Source organism: Tateyamaria omphalii (genome assembly GCF_014651375.1).
Taxonomy (GTDB): Bacteria; Pseudomonadota; Alphaproteobacteria; order Rhodobacterales; family Rhodobacteraceae; genus Tateyamaria; species Tateyamaria omphalii.
This window is the reverse complement of sequence record NZ_BMWT01000003.1, coordinates 366,208-385,408: the sequence shown is the minus strand read 5'-3', so window position 1 is coordinate 385,408 and position 19,201 is coordinate 366,208. Positions and strand designations below refer to the sequence as shown.

17 protein-coding genes and 1 tRNA gene are annotated in these 19,201 nt (G+C 60.4%); 9 read left to right on the top strand and 9 right to left on the bottom strand.

The features are described 5' to 3' along the window. Nucleotides 1–14 precede the first annotated feature (14 nt). Nucleotides 15–920, bottom strand: coding sequence for a LysR family transcriptional regulator (locus IE087_RS12560; RefSeq protein WP_189369690.1), 906 nt, complete (start codon nucleotides 918–920; stop codon nucleotides 15–17). An 88-nt stretch (nucleotides 921–1,008) separates the two neighbouring features. On the opposite strand from IE087_RS12560, the gene IE087_RS12555 reads away from it, so the two are divergent. After that, on the top strand, nucleotides 1,009–1,878 hold the full coding sequence (locus IE087_RS12555) for a methylenetetrahydrofolate reductase (protein WP_189369689.1): 870 nt from the start codon (nucleotides 1,009–1,011) through the stop codon (nucleotides 1,876–1,878). A gap of 124 nt (nucleotides 1,879–2,002) precedes the next feature. Continuing rightward, a complete protein-coding gene (locus IE087_RS12550; protein WP_189369688.1) occupies nucleotides 2,003–2,485 on the top strand; it encodes a PaaI family thioesterase in 483 nt (160 codons plus the stop codon). Between the two features lie 41 nt (nucleotides 2,486–2,526). Here IE087_RS12550 and IE087_RS12545 read toward each other — a convergent pair whose 3' ends face one another. From IE087_RS12545 to IE087_RS12535, 3 genes are all read right to left on the bottom strand, one after another. Next, complete coding sequence (locus IE087_RS12545; RefSeq protein ID WP_189369687.1) at nucleotides 2,527–3,618, bottom strand: T6SS phospholipase effector Tle1-like catalytic domain-containing protein; 1,092 nt, start codon at nucleotides 3,616–3,618, stop codon at nucleotides 2,527–2,529. Further along, nucleotides 3,596–5,893, bottom strand: a complete 2,298-nt coding sequence (locus tag IE087_RS12540; protein WP_189369686.1) for a xanthine dehydrogenase family protein molybdopterin-binding subunit — start codon at nucleotides 5,891–5,893, stop codon at nucleotides 3,596–3,598. The genes IE087_RS12545 and IE087_RS12540 overlap by 23 nt, the downstream gene beginning before the upstream one ends. 74 nt (nucleotides 5,894–5,967) lie before the next feature. After that, nucleotides 5,968–6,744, bottom strand: a complete 777-nt coding sequence (locus tag IE087_RS12535) for a DUF3592 domain-containing protein (protein WP_189369685.1) — start codon at nucleotides 6,742–6,744, stop codon at nucleotides 5,968–5,970. 100 nt (nucleotides 6,745–6,844) lie between these two features. Here IE087_RS12535 and IE087_RS12530 point away from each other — a divergent pair, with 100 nt between their 5' ends. Further along, nucleotides 6,845–9,850 (top strand): valine--tRNA ligase, encoded by a 3,006-nt coding sequence (locus tag IE087_RS12530; RefSeq protein WP_189369684.1) that lies wholly within the window; start codon nucleotides 6,845–6,847, stop codon nucleotides 9,848–9,850. 135 nt (nucleotides 9,851–9,985) lie between these two features. Here the strand turns inward: IE087_RS12530 and IE087_RS12525 are convergent, their stop codons facing one another. After that, nucleotides 9,986–11,119 (bottom strand): slipin family protein, encoded by a 1,134-nt coding sequence (locus IE087_RS12525; protein WP_189369683.1) that lies wholly within the window; start codon nucleotides 11,117–11,119, stop codon nucleotides 9,986–9,988. A 412-nt stretch (nucleotides 11,120–11,531) separates the two neighbouring features. Next, nucleotides 11,532–11,607 (bottom strand) — tRNA-Asn (locus IE087_RS12520). A gap of 510 nt (nucleotides 11,608–12,117) precedes the next feature. On the opposite strand from IE087_RS12520, the gene rimJ reads away from it, so the two are divergent. From rimJ to IE087_RS12505, 3 genes are all read left to right on the top strand, one after another. Next, the gene (gene rimJ / locus IE087_RS12515; RefSeq protein WP_189369682.1) at nucleotides 12,118–12,672 is read left to right on the top strand and encodes a ribosomal protein S5-alanine N-acetyltransferase; all 555 of its coding nucleotides are present in this window, start codon (nucleotides 12,118–12,120) and stop codon (nucleotides 12,670–12,672) included. Nucleotides 12,673–12,910: 238 nt separating this feature from the next. Beyond that, on the top strand, nucleotides 12,911–13,345 hold the full coding sequence (locus IE087_RS12510; protein ID WP_189369681.1) for a RidA family protein: 435 nt from the start codon (nucleotides 12,911–12,913) through the stop codon (nucleotides 13,343–13,345). 149 nt (nucleotides 13,346–13,494) lie between these two features. Next, nucleotides 13,495–14,040: a P-loop nucleotide/nucleoside kinase family protein gene (locus IE087_RS12505; protein WP_189369680.1), complete on the top strand. Its 546-nt coding sequence runs from the start codon at nucleotides 13,495–13,497 to the stop codon at nucleotides 14,038–14,040. Between the two features lie 176 nt (nucleotides 14,041–14,216). Here IE087_RS12505 and IE087_RS12500 read toward each other — a convergent pair whose 3' ends face one another. Beyond that, on the bottom strand, nucleotides 14,217–15,011 hold the full coding sequence (locus tag IE087_RS12500; protein WP_189369679.1) for a crotonase/enoyl-CoA hydratase family protein: 795 nt from the start codon (nucleotides 15,009–15,011) through the stop codon (nucleotides 14,217–14,219). Between the two features lie 101 nt (nucleotides 15,012–15,112). On the opposite strand from IE087_RS12500, the gene IE087_RS12495 reads away from it, so the two are divergent. Both IE087_RS12495 and IE087_RS12490 read left to right on the top strand, forming a co-directional pair. Continuing rightward, nucleotides 15,113–16,216, top strand: coding sequence for a pyridoxal phosphate-dependent aminotransferase (locus IE087_RS12495; protein WP_189369678.1), 1,104 nt, complete (start codon nucleotides 15,113–15,115; stop codon nucleotides 16,214–16,216). A 49-nt stretch (nucleotides 16,217–16,265) separates the two neighbouring features. Next, on the top strand, nucleotides 16,266–16,484 hold the full coding sequence (locus IE087_RS12490) for a hypothetical protein (protein ID WP_189369677.1): 219 nt from the start codon (nucleotides 16,266–16,268) through the stop codon (nucleotides 16,482–16,484). A gap of 12 nt (nucleotides 16,485–16,496) precedes the next feature. On the opposite strand, the gene IE087_RS12485 is transcribed toward IE087_RS12490, so the two are convergent. Both IE087_RS12485 and IE087_RS12480 read right to left on the bottom strand, forming a co-directional pair. Continuing rightward, nucleotides 16,497–17,240 (bottom strand): class I SAM-dependent methyltransferase, encoded by a 744-nt coding sequence (locus IE087_RS12485; protein ID WP_189369676.1) that lies wholly within the window; start codon nucleotides 17,238–17,240, stop codon nucleotides 16,497–16,499. Nucleotides 17,241–17,285: 45 nt separating this feature from the next. After that, nucleotides 17,286–18,494, bottom strand: coding sequence for a pyridoxal-phosphate-dependent aminotransferase family protein (locus IE087_RS12480; RefSeq protein ID WP_189369675.1), 1,209 nt, complete (start codon nucleotides 18,492–18,494; stop codon nucleotides 17,286–17,288). 155 nt (nucleotides 18,495–18,649) lie between these two features. Between IE087_RS12480 and IE087_RS12475 the strand changes: the two genes are divergently transcribed. Then, the gene (locus IE087_RS12475) at nucleotides 18,650–19,036 is read left to right on the top strand and encodes a 6TM ABC transporter family protein (RefSeq protein ID WP_189369674.1); all 387 of its coding nucleotides are present in this window, start codon (nucleotides 18,650–18,652) and stop codon (nucleotides 19,034–19,036) included. Nucleotides 19,037–19,201: the final 165 nt, after the last annotated feature.

Sequence of the window (19,201 nt, the reverse complement as noted above, 5' to 3'; positions counted from 1 at the left end):
AGCCGCCCTCGACCCTAGGCCGCCTGCAGTTTCTTCGCCTCGACCCGCGCCAGTTCGATAAGTTTGCCCATATAGGGCTTGCCCAGATCGTCATCGCGCACGGCGGCATAGAGCCGCCGCGTCAAACCCTGTGCGGTCAGGGGCCGGGTGACATAGTCACTTGAATATTTCACCTCGCGCACCACCCAATCAGGCAGCACCGACACGCCCCGATTTGACGCCACCAACAATAGGATAACGGCCGTCAGCTCCGCCTGCCGTACCGCCACGGGTTCGACCTTGGCCGGGATGAGCAATTGGCTGAATACATCCAGCCGCGTGCGCTCCACCGGATAGGTGATCAGGGTCTGGTCCCGAAAATCAGTGGCCTCGACATAGGCTTTCTGCGCCAGCGGATGGGAGGAGGTCGCCACAAAAACCGGTGCATAATCAAAGAGTTCGACAAACGTGACACCCGGCAGATCCTCTGGGTCAGACGATACGACCAGATCAACGTCCTCCTTGATCAGCGCAGGCAGCGCATCAAAAGCAAGGCCGGGACGAATATCCACGTCCACATCCGGCCAGCTTTTGCGGAACGTCTCAAGCACCGGGAACAGCCATTCGAAACAGGCGTGGCATTCGATGGCGATGTGCAAGCGGCCCGAAGAGCCATCGCGCAAAGCGGAAAACTCTGCCGCCGCCGCTTCGACCTGCGGCAGGACCTGTTCGGCCAGACGCAACAGGCGCAGGCCAGCAGCAGACAACCTGAGCGGTTTTGAACGGCGCACAAACAGCTCAACGCCTGCCTGATCTTCGAGCCCCTTGATCTGATGGCTCAGTGCGGACTGCGTGATGTGCAGCTGATCAGCCGCCCGTGCGAGGCCACCCGCCTCGTGAATGGCCTTGATCGTGCGCAGGTGGCGAAATTCGATATGCATATGAAACTCATCTTTATCTTGAGAGTTATGAATTTGCCTCAAGATACGCATCGAGGCATGGTGCAACAAGCCCAAAGGAGCCTGCCGCATGCCCACGCCCGATGTCGCCCTGTCGTTCGAGACGTTTCCCCCTAAATCCCTCGACGCTTCATTCCACCTGTGGGACACGGTACAGGCACTGACCCCGCTGAATCCGCGCTTTGTCTCGGTGACCTATGGCGCCGGTGGCACGACGCAATCGTTGACTCAGGAAGCAGCCCGGACCCTGCGCAAGACATCCGGCCTGCCTGTTGCGGCCCACCTGACCTGCACAGGTCAAAGCCGGGATGATGTTCTGCGCACGGCGGAGAAATATGCAGCCAGTGGGGTCAAGGACATCGTGGCCCTGCGTGGTGATCCACAGGGCGGCGGTGCGTTTGAGCCGCACCCAGACGGCTTTGCCCACAGCGTCGATCTGATCCGTGCTCTGTCGGATATGGGCCAATTCACGATCCGCGTGGGTGCCTACCCCGACAGCCACCCGGATGCGACCTCGGCCCAGCAGAATATCGATTGGCTGAAGGCCAAGATTGATGCAGGCGCATCCGAGGCGATCACCCAGTTCTTCTTTGAAGCAGACAGCTTCCTGCGTTTTCGCGATGCATGTGTTGCCGCTGGCATCACCGCGCCCATCACACCCGGCATCTTCCCCGTGGCGAATTGGACGCGCGCGCGCAGCTTTGCGGAAAAATGCGGTACACCCATCCCAGTGGCGACTGCCACCGCGTTCGATCGAGCCGACCGTGAAGATCGGGCTCAACTCTTTGCCCTGACGCATTGTGCTGACCTGTGCGATACGCTCGTCACCGAGGGCGTGGACAAACTTCATTTCTACACGCTCAACCGCCCCGACCTGACGCTCAAAGTCTGCCGCGCCCTGGGACTTGTCCGGCCCAGGCAGATGCGCAACGTCGCCTGATCTCCTTCTTCTCACCGATAAACTTCGAGGCCCGACGGGCGGGGGATGACCTCCAGCTTCATTTGCCACTAGACCAATCGGTCTGATCTGACTACCGTTCCGGCAAATCAAGCCGGAGAAACAGATGCCCCGCCTCGCCAAAGACCTTGCAGACCTGCCCAGCCAGGAAGAACTGTTGTCGATGTCCGGTCTGGACTTCATGCAGGGCATTCTGGACGGCACTGTCCCGGGACCACCCATCGGCCATACGCTTAGGTACGCTTTGCACGAGGTACGGGACGGCGAAGTAACCTTTCGCGGCACGCCAGAGTTCGATGTCACAAACCCGATGGGCACAGTGCATGGCGGCTGGTACGGCACGCTGCTCGACAGCGCGATGGCTTGCGCCGTGATGACAAAGGTGCCCGCCGGATCTGTCTATACAACGCTGGAATACAAGATAAATCTCACGCGTGGCATCCCGCTGGGAATAGAAATCGCGTGCACCGGGCGCGTCGATCACGCAGGGCGCAGCACGGGTGTGGCCACCGGCGAAATCCGCGGCGTGGAAGACGGCAAGCTCTATGCGACCGGCTCCACAACCTGCATCATCATGAAACTGCGCTGATCGCTACGGGACGGTGGGTGGGGCGAATTTGACCCCAAGGGTCAAAGAGCGTCCGCCCCCGTCCCCCGTAGATCGGCCACCCATTCCGACCAGGACCGTGGCGGCGGAGCCTGAGCCAAGGATGGATGTACCCGCTCGGACGGGTCCAACCCGGCACGGCGCGGCTTGCGCGTGATGAACCATTTGCCAAACCCTGCAAAGGTTCCCATGGACGGCGCTTCGGCATCCTGCGGAAACCGTGCTGCCCAGCCTTCAGGCAAGGGCAAACCGCAGGCCTCGGCCTGTTCCAGCATCCAAACCAGCGGGATATTGGCCAGCGGACGCGATGCACGCCGGCCAGACAGATGGCCGCCAATGTCACCGTGCACGCCGCGAAACCACATCTGGACGAGATGCCCGTCCCAATCCTGCGTCGTGTCCCACATCACAGGCGCATAGGCGACGCGGGTTTCGTTCCGGGCGATTGCGTGAAAACCGTGTTTCACGGACCGGCCCAGTTGATGGTTGTGAAAGGCGTGGCGTGGCGCGCTCAGCCGCCACAGGAACGGCATGTTGAGGCCAAGAGACTTCACAGTGTCCCACACCCCGATCATCTCGATCTCGACCTGACCATGGCAATTGTTGCGCACGAAAATGCGCGCCGCATCGCCATCCGGGCTGCATTCATAGTGACGGTAGACGTCCCGAATGTTGCGTTCTGTCGCCGCCTCCGGCTTCAACAGGCCCACGCGATCGATTATCCCGGCAAGAGACCGGACGGCATAGGCCCCACGCGAGTATCCAAGCAGAAACACCTTGTCCCCGGGCCGGTAGCGCGACGCCAGATAGCCATAGGCGCGCCGGATTTGACGGTTGATGCCACGGCCAAAGATCACATCCCCTGCCTTGCGCCAATGGGACCATTGCAAACCGGGCTCATAGTAGAGGGACACCTCGCTGCCCATTTCGCCCAGCAGCTTGGCCGTCAACCCGGCATTGGTTTCGTCGCCGGGATCAAGGGTGGACATGGTTCCGTCGATGATAATGACATGGATCGTCTGGCCCCGCGTCGGCGGAGCCACCCTTGGCAGACCTGCCCCGAACCGGCTTTTCAGCCAGTTCGAGATGGTTTTATTCAGCCGCGATCCGAGCATCCTTCATCAAGTCCCAAACCTTCATCGGTGTGAATGGCATATCTGCCTGCCGCACGCCGTGCTCCCACAGCGCATCCTGCACCGCGTTGGACACCGCAGCCAACGCTCCAACCGTGCCAGCCTCACCGCAGCCCTTCATGCCCATGACATTCGCGGTTGACGGAACCGGCTCGGACGTAAACCCGATGTAGGGAACATCATCCGCACGGGGCAAGGCGTAATCCATGAACGTTGCCGTGAGCAATTGGCCGTCTTCATCGAACTGAACATGCTCGGTCAGCGCTTGTCCGATGCCCTGGACAACACCGCCATGCACCTGCCCTTCGGCCAGCATCGGGTTGATAAGATTACCAAAATCGTCAACGACCGCGTAGCGATCAACTGTCACAACGCCGGTGTCGGGATCCACTACAACTTCTGTAACATGACAGCCATTGGGGAAGCTGCGCGCCTCGAGCTTGGTGCGCTGTTCATGGACCAGCAGGTCCTCGCGCCCCTTCTCGCGGGCCATGTCAGCAACCTCCAGCATGGTGGGGGTCATGTTCGATCCCTCGATCCGGAATTGTTCATCATCAAAGGCGATATCAGAGGCAGGCACGCCCTCTTCTTCGCTCAGAAAGGCCACGAACGCGTCGGTCATCGCCGATACCGTCGCCAGCGTTGCCGTGTTCTGCACGGTCACCGAGCGGGACCCGCCGGTGCCGCCACCCTGCTTGATGCGGTCGCTGTCACCTTGCACCACGTCGATCATGTCGACCGGAATCCCCGTCTGATCCGCCAGGAACTGGGCATAGACAGTTTCATGCCCCTGCCCGTTCGATTGGGTGCCGACATAGATATTCACACGGCCCTCATCCGTAAATTCGACCTTCGCACTCTCGGCAGGATCACCGAGAATACTTTCGATATAGTAACACAGGCCCAGACCGCGCAGGCGCCCCTCTGCCGCATCGGCAGCTTTGCGCGCGGCAAAGCCGGGGATATCCGCCTCGGCCTCGGCCCGGCGCAGCACCTTATCGAAGTCACCCACATCATAGGTCTCGCCCACCAGCGTGGCGTAGGGAAACTGGTCTGGCTTGATGAAGTTAATGCGGCGCAACTCGAGCGGGTCCACGCCCAACTCGCGCGCCGCGCGGTCCATGGCACGTTCCAGGATGTAGATCGCCTCGGGCCGACCCGCACCCCGATACGCATCCACTTGGGTGCTGTTGGTGTAGTAGCCGACAGACCGCAGATAGGCCGCGGGCATATCGTAGACGCCTGTCAGCACCCGGCTGAACAGTTGGGTCTGAATGGCCTGTGCGTATTGGGAGTTATAGGCCCCCATATTCGCCTCGGTGAAGACGCGGTAACCGATGATGCGGTGGTTTTCGTCAAACGCCAGTTCGGTCAGCGAAGTCAGATCGCGGCCTGCATTGTCCGACAACATCGCCTCGGTCCGTTCGGACATCCAGCGCACGGGACGCTTCAGGTCGCGCGCGGCATGGGCCACCACGAAGTATTCTGGATACATCATCCCCTTCATGCCAAAGCCGCCGCCCGTGTCCGGGTTGGTGACGCGGATATCATCCGCAGGGATGTTCAGCGCCTTGGCAAGTTGGTCTTTGGGTCCCCACACGCCCTGCCCGTTGATCGCCACATGCACGCGGTCGCCTTCGGGTTCTGCGTAGCAGCCGCGCGGCTCCATCGAGTTCACGATGATGCGGTTGTCCCCCACATCCAGCGACACGACGCGCGCCGCGGCGTCAAAGGCCGCTTGGGTCGCAGCCTCATCACCCATATGCCAGTCATAGGCGACATTGTCGGGCGCTTCGGCGTGTACCGTCTCGCCCCCCGAGGCCATGTCCATCTTGGCTGGCAGATCATCGTAGTCGAGCATGATCATCTCAGCCGCGTCCCGGGCCTGCACCAGTGTTTCGGCCACGATCACAGCCACAGGTTCGCCCACAAAGCGCAGGCGACCCCGCGCCAGGATGGGACGTTCAGGGGCGGCCCCATCCGTGCCATCGCGGTTTTTGACCGTTGCCCCCTGCATGCCGACATTCATGCCTGCCACTTCAAGGTCCGCCAGCACATAGACCGCGTGCACCCCATCCGCTTCGCGCGCGTCGCTCACATCCAGTTCCGTGATCACGCCATGAGCAACCGGGGACCGAAACACGAATGTATGCAACGCATTGGCTGGAGCGATGTCATCCACGTAACGCCCCTCTCCGGTCAGGAACCGCACATCTTCACGACGTTTCACGGGCTGGGATTTACCAAACTTTTCCATGGGAGCACTCCTGTCTGCCTGGGGGCGTTGTTACGGGCGAACCTATCGCGTGCGTGCGCGGTGTCCAGCACCAGTTACGACACGGACTTTCCTGCATCCGGCACCGTTGGTGCGGTTGCCCGAGGGCCGACATCGCCGACCCACCACGTCTTGCCCCGACTGTCGCGATAAACCTCGATATCCGAACCCGGATCATACCGGAAATATCGGCTTTGCAGACTGGACGCCAAGCTTTCGCCGCGCGCGCCCTGGCTGTCTTCCCAGACAAGTACATACCTTGTCTTCTTGCCACGCTTAGTTTGCGTGATCCGCTCATCTATATGCAGCACCTTGGCCCATTCCACACGCCCGAACTTGCGCGCGCGCAACGCTTCGACAGCGGGCCGCGCCGTCCACCAGAAGGCCCCCAGTGCCCCAAGTCCAAAGACCAACGCAATCCACCGACTGACCTGCCCGTCCCGCCAGGTCTTGCCAATGGTATACTCCATCCGGCGGGGTCGCTCCGGCAGGTAGCGAATGTCGCGTGGAGTGCCTGGAACAAGCGATCGATAAAGGCCTCGGTCAACCTTACGTTCGACCGATTGAATCGCGCCTTCGGCCCTGTATTCAAATGTCACGTAGCAATCTGTTTCCGTCCGATCATTTCGGCGCACGCGCTGCTCACGTCGATCCGTAGCGGTCGCCTCAATAACGACACCTCGTGCATCGAAAGCCAAGCCCAGCTTGAGTGATTGATAGCTGCCATAGGTCAGCAACAGCACGAACACGGTCAAAGCGACTGGAAGCAGCGCGCCCTTGTTCCACCACATGATGAAAAAACCAGGCGCGGGGCCATTCGTGTAGTCCTTCATGCCGTGGACCTTATCGCACGGCCTACCTGCCCGAAAGCCCCTTCCCTTCACCCCCCCACACCGCTATCTCACGCGGCAATCACACAGAGGGATCAGCGCCATGGCACTGGGTAAATTCAACGCAAAAGAGGCCGAAGCCCGCATTTATGCCGACTGGGAAGCGGCGGGCTGTTTCAAGGCGGGCGCCAACGCGCGTACCGATGCGGCCACCTATTGCGTCATGATCCCCCCGCCCAACGTCACGGGCGTCCTGCACATGGGCCACGCCTTTAACAACACGTTGCAGGACATCTTGACGCGCTGGCACCGGATGCGCGGATTTGACACGCTTTGGCAGCCGGGCACAGACCATGCAGGCATCGCCACGCAAATGGTTGTCGAACGGCGGCTGGCTGAAACCCAACAACCCTCCCGTACCGAACTGGGGCGCGACGCGTTCACCCAGAAGATCTGGGAATGGAAGTCGGAATCCGGCGGGACCATCCGCGACCAGCTCAAGCGCCTCGGCGCATCCTGCGACTGGTCGCGCGAGGCCTTTACCATGTCTGGCGCGCCGGGTGCGCCTGCAGGCAACGAAGGCAACTTCCACGATGCCGTGATCAAGGTTTTTGTGGAGATGTACAACAAAGGCCTGATCTACCGCGGCAAGCGGCTGGTGAACTGGGACCCGCATTTTGAAACAGCCATTTCCGATGTCGAGGTCGAAAACCTCGAAGTTGCCGGTCACATGTGGCACTTCAAATACCCGCTCGCCGGGGGCGAGACCTATACCTATGTCGAGAAAGACGAAGACGGCAATGTCACGCTGACCGAGGAACGCGACTACATCTCCATCGCTACGACCCGGCCAGAAACGATGTTGGGCGATGGGGCTGTTGCGGTTCACCCATCCGATGAACGCTATGCCCCAATCGTCAGAAAACTCTGTGAAATCCCGGTCGGGCCGAAAGAGCACCGCCGCCTGATCCCGATCATCACCGACGAATACCCCGACCCAGATTTCGGCTCGGGCGCGGTCAAGATCACGGGCGCGCACGACTTCAACGACTATCAGGTCGCCAAACGCGGCGGCATCCCGATGTATAACCTGATGGACACGAAGGCCGCGATGCGCGCCGACGGCAAACCCTACTCCGAAGAGGCTGCCGCCGCGCAAGCAATCGCCAATGGCGATGTGCCCCTGCCGGACGAGTCCGTGATCGCCGCCATGAACCTCGTGCCCGACGCCTATCGCGGCCTCACCCGCGAAGAAGCGCGCGCGCGCGTAGTTGCAGACATCACGGCTGAGGGCAATGCGGTCATGGAAACGGTCGAGACCGAAGACGGCCCCGAAACGCGCCCCTATGTTGAAAACAAACCCATCATGCAACCCTTCGGCGACCGCTCCAAAGTGGTCATCGAACCCCTGCTGACGGACCAATGGTTCGTGGACAGCGCCAAGATCGTCGGCCCCGCGCTCGATGCGGTGCGCAATGGCGATGTCAAAATCCTCCCCGAGAGCGGGGAGAAGGTCTATTTCCACTGGCTGGAAAACATCGAACCCTGGTGCATCTCGCGCCAGCTCTGGTGGGGGCACCAGATCCCGGTTTGGATGGGTCCGGTAGTTGACGAGGTTTTTGCGCAAGGACCTGGGAAGCTTTCTCCGTCAGGGGACAGTTATCTGTTTTGTGCTTCAACCGAAGAAGAGGCACTCGAAATGGCGCGTAGGCACTACACGGTGCCGGTCGAGTATACACACCTGTTTTCTGCCGAATGGGCCGACGGCCAAGATGGAGGTGAATTGGTGCAGGTTGGTATCGAGCGCGACCCCGACGTCCTGGACACCTGGTTCTCCTCCGGCCTCTGGCCCATCGGCACCCTCGGATGGCCCGAGGACACCGAGGAACTTGCCAAATACTTCCCCACCTCGGACCTCATCACCGGTCAGGACATCCTGTTCTTCTGGGTCGCCCGCATGATGATGATGCAACTCGCGATCACCGACAAAATCCCGTTTGACACCGTCTACCTGCACGGCCTCGTCCGCGACGCCAAGGGCAAGAAGATGTCGAAATCCACCGGCAACGTCATGGACCCGCTCGATTTGATCGAGGAATACGGGGCCGACGCCCTGCGCTTCTCCTCCGCGGCCATGGCCTCGCTCGGCGGCACGCTCAAACTCGACACCCAACGCATCGCAGGTTACCGCAACTTCGGCACAAAGCTCTGGAACGCCGCCAGCTATGGCGAGATGCGGGGCGTCTTCGACCTGCCGCATAGCGCGAACGTCCCTGACACCAAACACCCGCTCAACCGCTGGATCAAAGGCGAAATCGCCAAAACGCGCGAAACGGTGGACCAGGCCCTCACCGACTACCGCTTCAACGACGCGGCCTCGGCCCTCTACGCATTCACCTGGAACACCTTCTGCGACTGGTATCTGGAGTTCACCAAACCCATCTTCGACGAAGGCACGCCGGAAGACATCGCAGAAACCAAGGCCACCTATGCCTGGGTCCTCGACCAATGCTTGCTCCTGCTGCACCCGATCATGCCCTTCATCACCGAAGAGCTTTGGGGACAAAAGGACCGGCCCAAACGGCTTATCCACGCCGACTGGCCGACCTACACCACCGATCTGGTGGACGCGGACGCCGACGCCGAACTCAACTGGGTGATCAAACTGATCGAAGCCATCCGCTCCGCCCGCGCCCAGATGCACGTCCCCGCCGGGGCCTATATCCCTTGCGTTGTCAAAGGGTTCTCACCCGACGCAAAAGCGTCTTACGAGCGCAACAAGGCGCTCATCCACCGCTTCGCACGACTTGAATCGCTCACAGAATCCGATGACTTCCCCAAAGGCACCGTGGCGCTGGCGATCTCCGGCGGCACCTTCGGCCTGCCCCTCGCGGATGTCATCGACGTCGGCGAAGAAATCGCCCGGCTCGAAAAGACCCTCGGCAAGCTGGCCAAGGAACTCGGCGGCCTGCGCGGACGGCTCAAAAACCCCAAATTTGCGACAAGCGCACCCGCCGAAGTGGTCGAAGAAACCAAAGCCAACCTCGCCCTGCGCGAAGAGGAAGAAGCCAAACTCCAGGAAGCGCTCACCCGCCTCAAGGAACTCTAACCTCTTCTTCTGGCTGAAAATACCTCGGGGGAGCGCGGCACGCGCGGGGGCAGCGCCCCCTAAAACATCGCGTCGCGGCTTGCCGCGTCCGCATAAAAACGGGCCGACCCGACAAACCCGGATCGGCCCTTTGCTTCAGTCCTGCAGCCTGACGATGTCCCGCATCAGCCCTTCGGCCCCGTTGTGCACGGTCAGCCGTTCGACCTTGCCGGCAATCGTCTCCAACGCTTCCAGCTCTTTCAGCCGCAGCATGACGGGGTTCTCCGCCATCACCTTAGCCGTGTTGAGCAGCGACCGCGTGGCGTTCGTTTCCTCCCGCCGCCGGATCACGTTGGCCTCAGCCTCTTTCTGGGCCGCGACAACCTGGTTCAGGATGTCCCGCATCTCGCCAGGCAGGATCACGTCTTTCAGAGCGATCTCACCCACCTCGATGCCCAGACCAGCCATCTCAGACCGGACCCCGGCCGCAGCCTCGGCGCTCACCGACACTTTGTCAGCCAGCACCTCGTCCAGCGTCAGCGCCCCAAGGGTTTTCCGGAACGCCAACTGCAGCGACAGGTGAAGTGCGGCGACAAAATCCTTAGCCTCGGCCACCGCCCGCATGGGGTCGGTCACCCGGTAATCCGCCGACAGGTTCACCCGCAGCGACACCCGGTCCCGGGTCAGGATCTCCTGCCCGCCAACCTCATGGGCCTGCCACCGGGTGTCAACGAGCTTGATCAGGTGCTTCCGACCCAGCATCCAGAACCAGTGCGTGCCAGGCGCGACCTGCCGCGTGACCACCCCGTCAACAGACAGGATGCCCACGTAACCAGCAGACACCTCGGTCGAGGTCAGCGCCCGGGTCAGACCCGACCGCATCAGACGTTGCGCCAGCGCTTGCGGCACCTCGTGCCCGTCCGACAGATCAACCCGATCCACCGTCCAGGGCCCCGCATCGGTCCAGACAAAGGTCCGGTGATCCGGTGTCACCACCTCGAACGCCCGGCCATCCCGGTTCAGGATCGCCACCTCGTCCGCACCGGTCCGCACTTGAGTCAGATGCGCCTCCACCAGATCGGGCCGCGTTTTCACAAGCGCGTCGATGTAGTCCGACTTGAAATGAGGGTCCGACATGTCGAACACCAGAACGTCCGTATTGCGCCGTGCAACACCGTGCCGTCCGGGGCCTAGAATGGTGTCAAACCGGCCCTTGCGCATCACCAGCGCCCGCTCGGTTTCCGTCAGGGTCAGCATCCGCCGGCCCATCACAAAATCTATCAGTGTCATGTCGTCTCTCCTTCATATCTTTCGGATCATCGTCGTCGCAAAGCGCGAACTCCTTTTTGGTTTTCAGGGGGTTGCAGCCAGAACGGCTGACAGGTGTGAAGCCCCGTGAAGGGCAGAAAAGACCCGGAGCCGCCCCGCGCCGAAACCGAAGGTGGAGCCGGGGAGGAGCGGACGCCGCAGCGCAAATCGGGGCATGGGGCAGATCGAAATCCACCCGGCCCGGACCGGCACGTCAAACATCATCAACCCCGCGCCCGACTATCGATCAGAGCAGGTGCGGACCCTTTGGCAAAGCCGCCGAAACGACCACGCCACGAGGTCCACCCCTGCTAGGACAACCCCGGATCCGAAAATGGTGAAGCCCTTGCAGGCCCCTATGGGAGTCGAACCCAAAGTGTTTCCACTTGACCCATGGTCGTTGTGACGGGAGTCGAACCCGCGACACTCAGATTAACAGTCTGATGCTCTACCGATTGAGCTACACATCGTGCGTGGACCTAAACCACGTCCCTTTGGTCAACCCGGCCCTGGCATACGAGGTCGGCAGCGCCGCCCGCACCGGAAGAGTGATCACCTCTTGCCGCTAGGGTCCGACCTGAACTGTCGGGAGGCGCTGTATCGGCGGGGTTTGGAGATTCGTTCAACAGTGGAAATGACGCTGGGGAAACCCTGTGGCATCGGCGCAACAATATTGCGCACCTGCGCAACAAATGAAAAGGCAGCAGCAAGATCAAAGTGATCAATGATCCTGACGCACTGGCTGGATGCAGCAATATTTCGAGCTGATCAGCGCAAGCCCGGGGACAGGGTTATTGCATGTTGTCTGTGCCCTTTCAGAAGCTGCAGTTTGACGCCTGTCGTCAGCCAGATCGATGTCGTGAATGCTTCCACTCACAGCCGACGCCGTGTTCAGAGACCATTAGCCGGCACGCGTATTGACCCCTGTCCACGATCCATCCAAGGTCGCGCTGCAAGCACGAGCAGCGTTGGTTCACCACATGATTGTTTCTGACAGAACACATGTTGAGCTTGTGACAGCCGACGATGCAGAACCAATCTTCGCTTACTACCAGCGCAATGAAACACATCTTCGGCCCTGGGAACCTGCGCGAGTTCCCGACCATCACAGCCTTGAGGCCTGGCAGGCGCGTGCGGCTGCGCAGGAAAGCAACAACGCGTCTGGTTCGTCCTATCATTTCGCCATTAGGCTGACCGGCTGCGCAGAGATCATAGGTCTCTGCAACTTTAACGACGTGACGCGCGGTGCCTTTCTGGCGTGCTATTTGGGGTATTCAATTGATCACAACCACGAAGGTCGGGGCCTCATGTATGAGGCACTCTCGGTCACAATACCGGCTGTCTTCGACAGGTATGGGCTGCACCGTGTGATGGCAAACTACATGCCCGCCAACACACGTTCCGGCGCGTTGCTGGAACGCCTGGGGTTTGAGAAAGAAGGCTATGCCCGCAAGTATCTAAAGATCGCAGATGTATGGGAGGACCATGTCTTGACGTCCCTCATTCGTTCCAGCGGGAATACATATGGTGGCTGAGGTAGGGCCATCAAGCACGCATGTTTGGTCGCTTGAGTGACAAGGCCATAGGTGGCCCACCGACATTTCATGCAGCACATAGAAGCGGGTTCAGAGCATTCCGCGCACGCCCCAAGCAAGACGCACTGCCGGGTAGAGGTGCCATCGACGACTTGTTGTCGCTTGATCGGCTTGGAGGCGCTAGTGTGTCGAATAACGGTCAATGGCTTCGCATTGAGCGGCAGACAGGACATGCAACATGGCAAAAAGTTTCAACCCACCACATGTCTGGAGCCCGTTTGGCGCGTTTTCTCAATCCGTCATCTCGGGAGACGGAAAGACGATCTACCTCAAGGGACAGGTCGCGCTCGACCCTGACGGTCAGGTTGTGGGTGACGGGGATATGGCGGCGCAAGTGGCGCAGGTCTTGCGCAATATTGCGGCCATCCTGGAGGCGATGGGCGGAAAGATGAGCGACATCGTGTCTCTTCAGCAGTTCACGACGGACATTCAAGCGTTCATGGGGTGTGGCGAGGTGCGGGCGAAATTCTTTGAAGCACCATTTCCTGTTACCACGACGCTGGAAGTGTCATCGCTTTATGATCAAAGGCTGATGGTCGAGATTACAGGCATTGCCGAGATCCCACTGGATCGCTTTATCATGCCTGAGACGGCACAAGAGAAACACCAATAAAGCGGCTGAACGCACGCGTTGGAATTCAGCATCCAACGACGCACCGAGGCGCTTTCACACCTCGGTCTTTGAACACAGGCGCCAGAGCTTTTGCGATTGGGCCGCGACGGCATTGATGCGCCTCCGCTCCGCCCCTATCCTGCGCAGACATGAGACTGTTTCTTATTCATGGCGCGCCCGCCACTGGTAAGCTGACGGTTGCGCGAGCGCTGGCATTGCTGACCGGCTCACCGCTCGTTGACAATCATGCGGCCATCGATATCGCGAGAATGGTATTCGGTTTCGCTGCGCCAGGCTTTTGGGACCTCGTGCATGATCTTCGTGTCACAACGTTGCGCGGCGCTGCGAAAGCTGATGTGCCGCGGCTTATTACAACTGCCGCATACAGCCATCCCGAGGACGCCCCCCTTGTAAGTGATTATGAACGCGCGGTTCAGGAATATGGGGGCGTGCTCGTACCCGTTCATCTCTTTTGCTCCGAAGATACTTTGTTGTCTCGCGTATCTGCACCCGAGCGTGCGCAAAAAGGAAAGATCGCAAGCCCCGAAACCCTCAGGACCTACTTGGAGAGCAGCAACTTCACGGCAATAGCGCGGGACAACTGTCTGAGCCTGTCCACGGAGAAGACAGCACCTGCGGAGACTGCCACCAAGATTGCGCGGCACTTTCAAATACCGATCACAGCAGAAAACTAGATGCGTGTACGGCCTGGCTGTGGACGCGGCACTGGTCTGAAAACGCGAGGTCAGTGCGGCATTCAGGTGACGTTGACCCATCGCTGTATGGCCGGAGCAGCGCCCAAACAGCACATCGTTTGGAACTTACCGCCAGCATCCCGCAGTCAATGCGTTTGCAGGCGCGGTATCACACCTTAGTCTTTGAACACAGGCGCCCGCTTTTGCATCTGCGCCGCGACGACCTCCATTTGTTCGGGCGTGCCCATCAGACCCGCTTGCGCCCGGCTCTCTTCCAGCAGGATGTCATCAGGTTCATGCGTCTCGGCATATCCGATCAGGGCCTTGGCGGCACGCAGGGCGGCTGGTGATTTCAGCGTCAATGCCTCAGCCAATTCCATAGCCGCCGCCAGCGGATCATCTGCCAATTCGGTGACAAGGCCCAAAGCCTCGGCCTTTTCGGCGGCAACCGGTTCAGCCGTGTAGGTCAGCTTGCGCATCACGTCCGACCGCAACAGCCGTGGCATCAGAACCATGCCACCCATATCCGGGACGATGCCCCATTTCATCTCCATCACTGCAAAGCGCGCATCTGGTGCGGCAATCCGGATATCCGCGCCCAGCGCCAGTTGCATACCCGCGCCGAAACACACGCCGTGCACGGCAGCGATGACGGGCATGGGCAGACGGGTCCAGACCATGGACACCTCTTGCCACTGGTTCGTGGTGCCAATCCCATGGGTGCGCGGCATCATCAACTCGACCGGATCCTTGCCAATCATGGCGCCCAGGCCGCCGATATCGATGCCTGCACAGAACCCTTTGCCCTCGCCCGAGATCACGCAGACGCGGGCCTTGCTGGCGGCGACCTCGTTCCCGGCGGCGATGATCCCGTCGATCATGGCCTGATCGACCGCGTTCATCTTTTCGGCGCGGGTCAGGCGGACATGGGCGATGTGGTTTTCGTAGGTGACGGATACGCGATCAGACATGAGCAATCTCCTTTGCAGTCAGAGAACCTCAAACCGGCGTGGCGCACCAGCAGAACGTAAGGGCATTGCCCGTCATGGCGTGCCGCGCTACCCCTCGGACCATGACCGATCTTCGCCTGACACCGCTCACCACCAGCCTGCCCTCCACCGTGCCCTTTGTTGGCCCCGAAGCGCAGGAACGCGCGCGCGGCGCAACCTTCGCGGCGCGGCTGGGCGCCAATGAAAGCGTGTTTGGCCCCTCGCCCAAAGTGGCCGAGGCCATGGCCGCGGTGGACATCTGGAAATACGGTGATCCGGAAAACCACGATCTGCGTGAGGCTGTTGCGGCACATCATGGCATCGACGCGCAGCATATCATGGTCGGTGAAGGGATCGACGGTTTGCTGGGTTACCTTGTGCGGCTGTTCGTTGGGCCGGGTGATCACGTGGTGACATCCCTGGGGGCGTACCCAACCTTCAACTACCATGTCGCTGGCCATGGCGGCACGTTGCACACCGTCACTTACAAAGACGATCACGAGGACCCCGCTGCCCTGTTTGCCAAGACGGCCGAGACCGGTGCGAAGCTGGTCTACCTTGCCAACCCGGACAACCCGATGGGCACATGGCATGATGGCGCGGTTCTGGAACGCGCGCTGGACACGTTGCCGGATGGTTGCGTGCTGGTGTTGGACGAGGCCTATATTGAATGCGCGCCGCATGGCACGGCACCGGAGATTGATCCCGCCGACCCGCGTGTGATCCGTATGCGCACTTTCTCAAAAGTCTATGGCCTTGCCGGGGCGCGTGTTGGTTACGCCATTGGGGCGGCCCCCTTAATTGATGCGTTTAACAAGGTGCGCAACCATTTCGGCATGAACCGCGCCGCCCAAGCTGGCGCCTTGGCCGCCCTGCACGATCAATCCTATCTGGCTCACGTGCAGGCGCAGATTGGCGCAGCGCGGGATCGGATTGCCCGGATCGCAAGCGACAACGGGCTGAGCGCCCTGCCCTCGGCCACCAACTTTGTTGCCCTCGATTGCGGCGCTGATGGTGTTTTTGCCAAGGCCGTTCTGGATGGTTTGATTGCACAAGGCATCTTTGTGCGCATGCCCTTTGCCGCGCCACAAAACCGCTGCATCCGGATCAGCTGTGGCACGGCTGAACATCTCGACGCCTTTGCGGCTGCGCTCCCAACCGCTCTCAATCACGCGAGAAAGGGCTGACAGGGCCGATTGCCGCATTATAGTCGAGGGTGAAGACCCGGAGGCTGCAATGGACGATCACAACATCGGAACCGCGCCCAACTACACAAATGCCTGTATCGTGATGTTCGGGGTAAACATCACGTGGATCCTTGTTGCGATCTGGGCCATCTGGGGCCTGATTGCCGCGATGCTTCTGGGACTTGGCGTGAACCACCTGATCGAGCGTGGCAGGGTCTGGGCCGCGCGGCGGCAGGCCGCCTCCATCCGGCGGGGCAAACAGGTCTGAACAGCGCTGTGACTATGTGCCCGATCTTTTGAGTTCGACGATAATTTCGGGGCTGCTTTCGTCAAACGCCTCTCCGGTCCAGTCCCCACGCGCCGTGTGAACAAACAGGCCTGCACGTTCGGCCAACGCTTTGATCGCCGGCAACGTGAGGAAGCGGAGGCAGCTTTGCGTCGACCCCATCTCTTGGCCTTCGTTGATCGTGTATGTCTCGGAAAAGGTGACGTATTCACCTTCAACCGCCTGGACATCATGCGTGACCTGCAGGCGGTGCCCGTCTGCAAGTGCAATCGGTGGCCCAGCGCGGTCCGGAGTCCAACGCGTCCATGGTTTGACCGATGGGTTGCGCGTTTCAAACCAGAATGATGCGCGTCCTGTCAGGCGCTGCGCAACGTTTTGAAACAGGTCCACGATTTGATCGTCGTGCAGCAGACATTGAAAGGCGTGGCCGGTCATGACGGCAGCATCGAAGGACGTGTCGTGACCCAGGTCCGACACCTCGCCGACCACCAAATTCACCTTGTCCGCCCCGGATTTGGCGCGTGCGGCAGCGATCATTGCGGCGGCGGGATCGATCCCAGTGACGGTATAACCTGCGTCAGCGAGTTCGACCGCGAACGTTCCTGTCCCACATCCAATATCAAGGATGCGGCAAGGCAGGTTGGGCAGCCGGGCGCGGTAGAAGTCAAAATCGTCCCGCGATGTGTTGACCGTGTCATAGAGCGCAACGAGCGCCTGATCCTTGTAGTGCTCATCCATATGCGCTGGCCTTTCGCCCCTGTGGCTTGCCATGCGTGTTGTCGTTCAGCCTTCGGCAATCACTTTTGCCGCGGCCTCCAACGCGCCGGATCCGTGCGGCACACTGAGTGCGGACAGCCCGGCCTCGATCCCGCCAAGCAGGCCCATGATCATATGCCCGTTCACATGCCCCATATGGCCGAGGCGGAAGAAGCCGTGCCATGCCGGGTCTCCGGGTGGGGCCATACCCAGACCGATCCCCAATGTCAGCCCCAGGTTCTGTTCGGTCCAGTCGCGCAGCGCCGTGGCGTGCGGGCTTTCCAGACGCAGGGCGGTCACAGCGCAGCTCCGGTTGACACGATCCGCCACGTTCAGCTCCAGTGGCCCGCCTTCTCCCCATGCCTCGCACGCGGCCCAGATTGCGCGGGCAAGCTGTTCATGGCGCGCCCAGATCGCCTCCATCCCCTCGGCGTGGATCATGTCGAGTGCGGTACGCAGGCCATAGAGGTGATGCGTGGGTGCAGTGCCGTTCCAATACATGAAGAATTCTTCAGGGTTGGCGCGCGGTGACCAGTCCCAGTAGCGGCTGACGCGCGGCATTGCGCGGCGGACCGCGTCTGCCTTATCGTTGAAAAAGACGAAAGCCATGCCTGGCGGGACCATAAGCCCTTTCTGGCATCCGGCCACCATCACATCGACACCCCAAGCATCCATTTCGAAGCGATCACAACCCAGCGAAGCAATGCAATCGGCCATCAACAAGGCTGGGTGCCCCACATCGTCCATTAAGGCGCGCAATGCAGCAACGTCATTGCGCACCGAAGTCGATGTATCGACATGCACGGCCAAAATGGCCTTGATCTTGTGCGATGCATCCGCGTGCAAAGCGTCTGCAATCTGATCCATGTCCCAAGGCGCACGCTTGCCGAAATCGAGGATTTGCGTTCTTACACCAAGCCCTTTGGCCATGTCAGCCCATCCATGCGCAAAGCGACCCGTTGCAGGCACCAGCACCGTGTCACCGGGTGCAACCACATTGGCGAGTGCTGCTTCCCACGCGGCGTGACCATTGCCGATATACATGGCCAAATGGCCTTCTGCGCGGGCCACAAGCTTGAGGTCCGGGACCAGACTAGCCGCAATGTCCACTATTTCACCCGCATAAATGTTCGGCGCTGCGCGGTGCATCGTCTGCAAAACCGCGTCAGGCATCACCGAGGGGCCGGGAATAGCCAGATACTCGCGCCCCGAACGACCTTTGGATGGTGATGTCATGAATGCTCTCCGCCATGTAATTGACCGGCGCACCGTAACGCGCCGCGTCCCAGCGTCAATCAATCTGCTGCACTTGCCCCGCAACGTCTGCCGCGCCAGATCTTCAACACAACCCACCTTACCGGAGCGCGGCTGAACGCCGACCGACACAACGCGTGACTGAGCCCAAAGCTCCCTTCACCTCGACCCAAGATTCCCGTGAGCTGCTGCGTCGGATTTGGCACGGCTATCTCAAGAAACACACCGGCTTGATGAACGTGGCCGTCCTGTTCATGCTGATCGAAGGATATATGCTGGGCGCGTGCAGTGACCTGATGCGGCCCATGTTCGACCAGTTTTTTGTTGAGGGAAACTCGGGGATGTTGATCTGGGTCGGTAACTATATCATCGCAATTTTCGTTTTACGCGCCGCATCATCCGTCATTCAAAAGCTGATCCTGACGCGCACGGCGCTTAAACCTCGGCCGCCCTTCGCATGGACCTTCTCAGCCGGATCATGTTGCAGGATGGTGCCTTTCACCAGTCGCACCCCAACTGCCTGACCCAACGCATGCAAGGCGCCGTCGCGCCGCTTGCGATGTCTGGCGGACCGTAATCAACGGGGCAGACCGAAATTTCCTGGGATTTATCGTTCTTATTGGTATTGCGATCAGTGTCGACCCGGTTTGGACGATGCTTGCGTTGACGGGTATCGATATGTGAGGAAG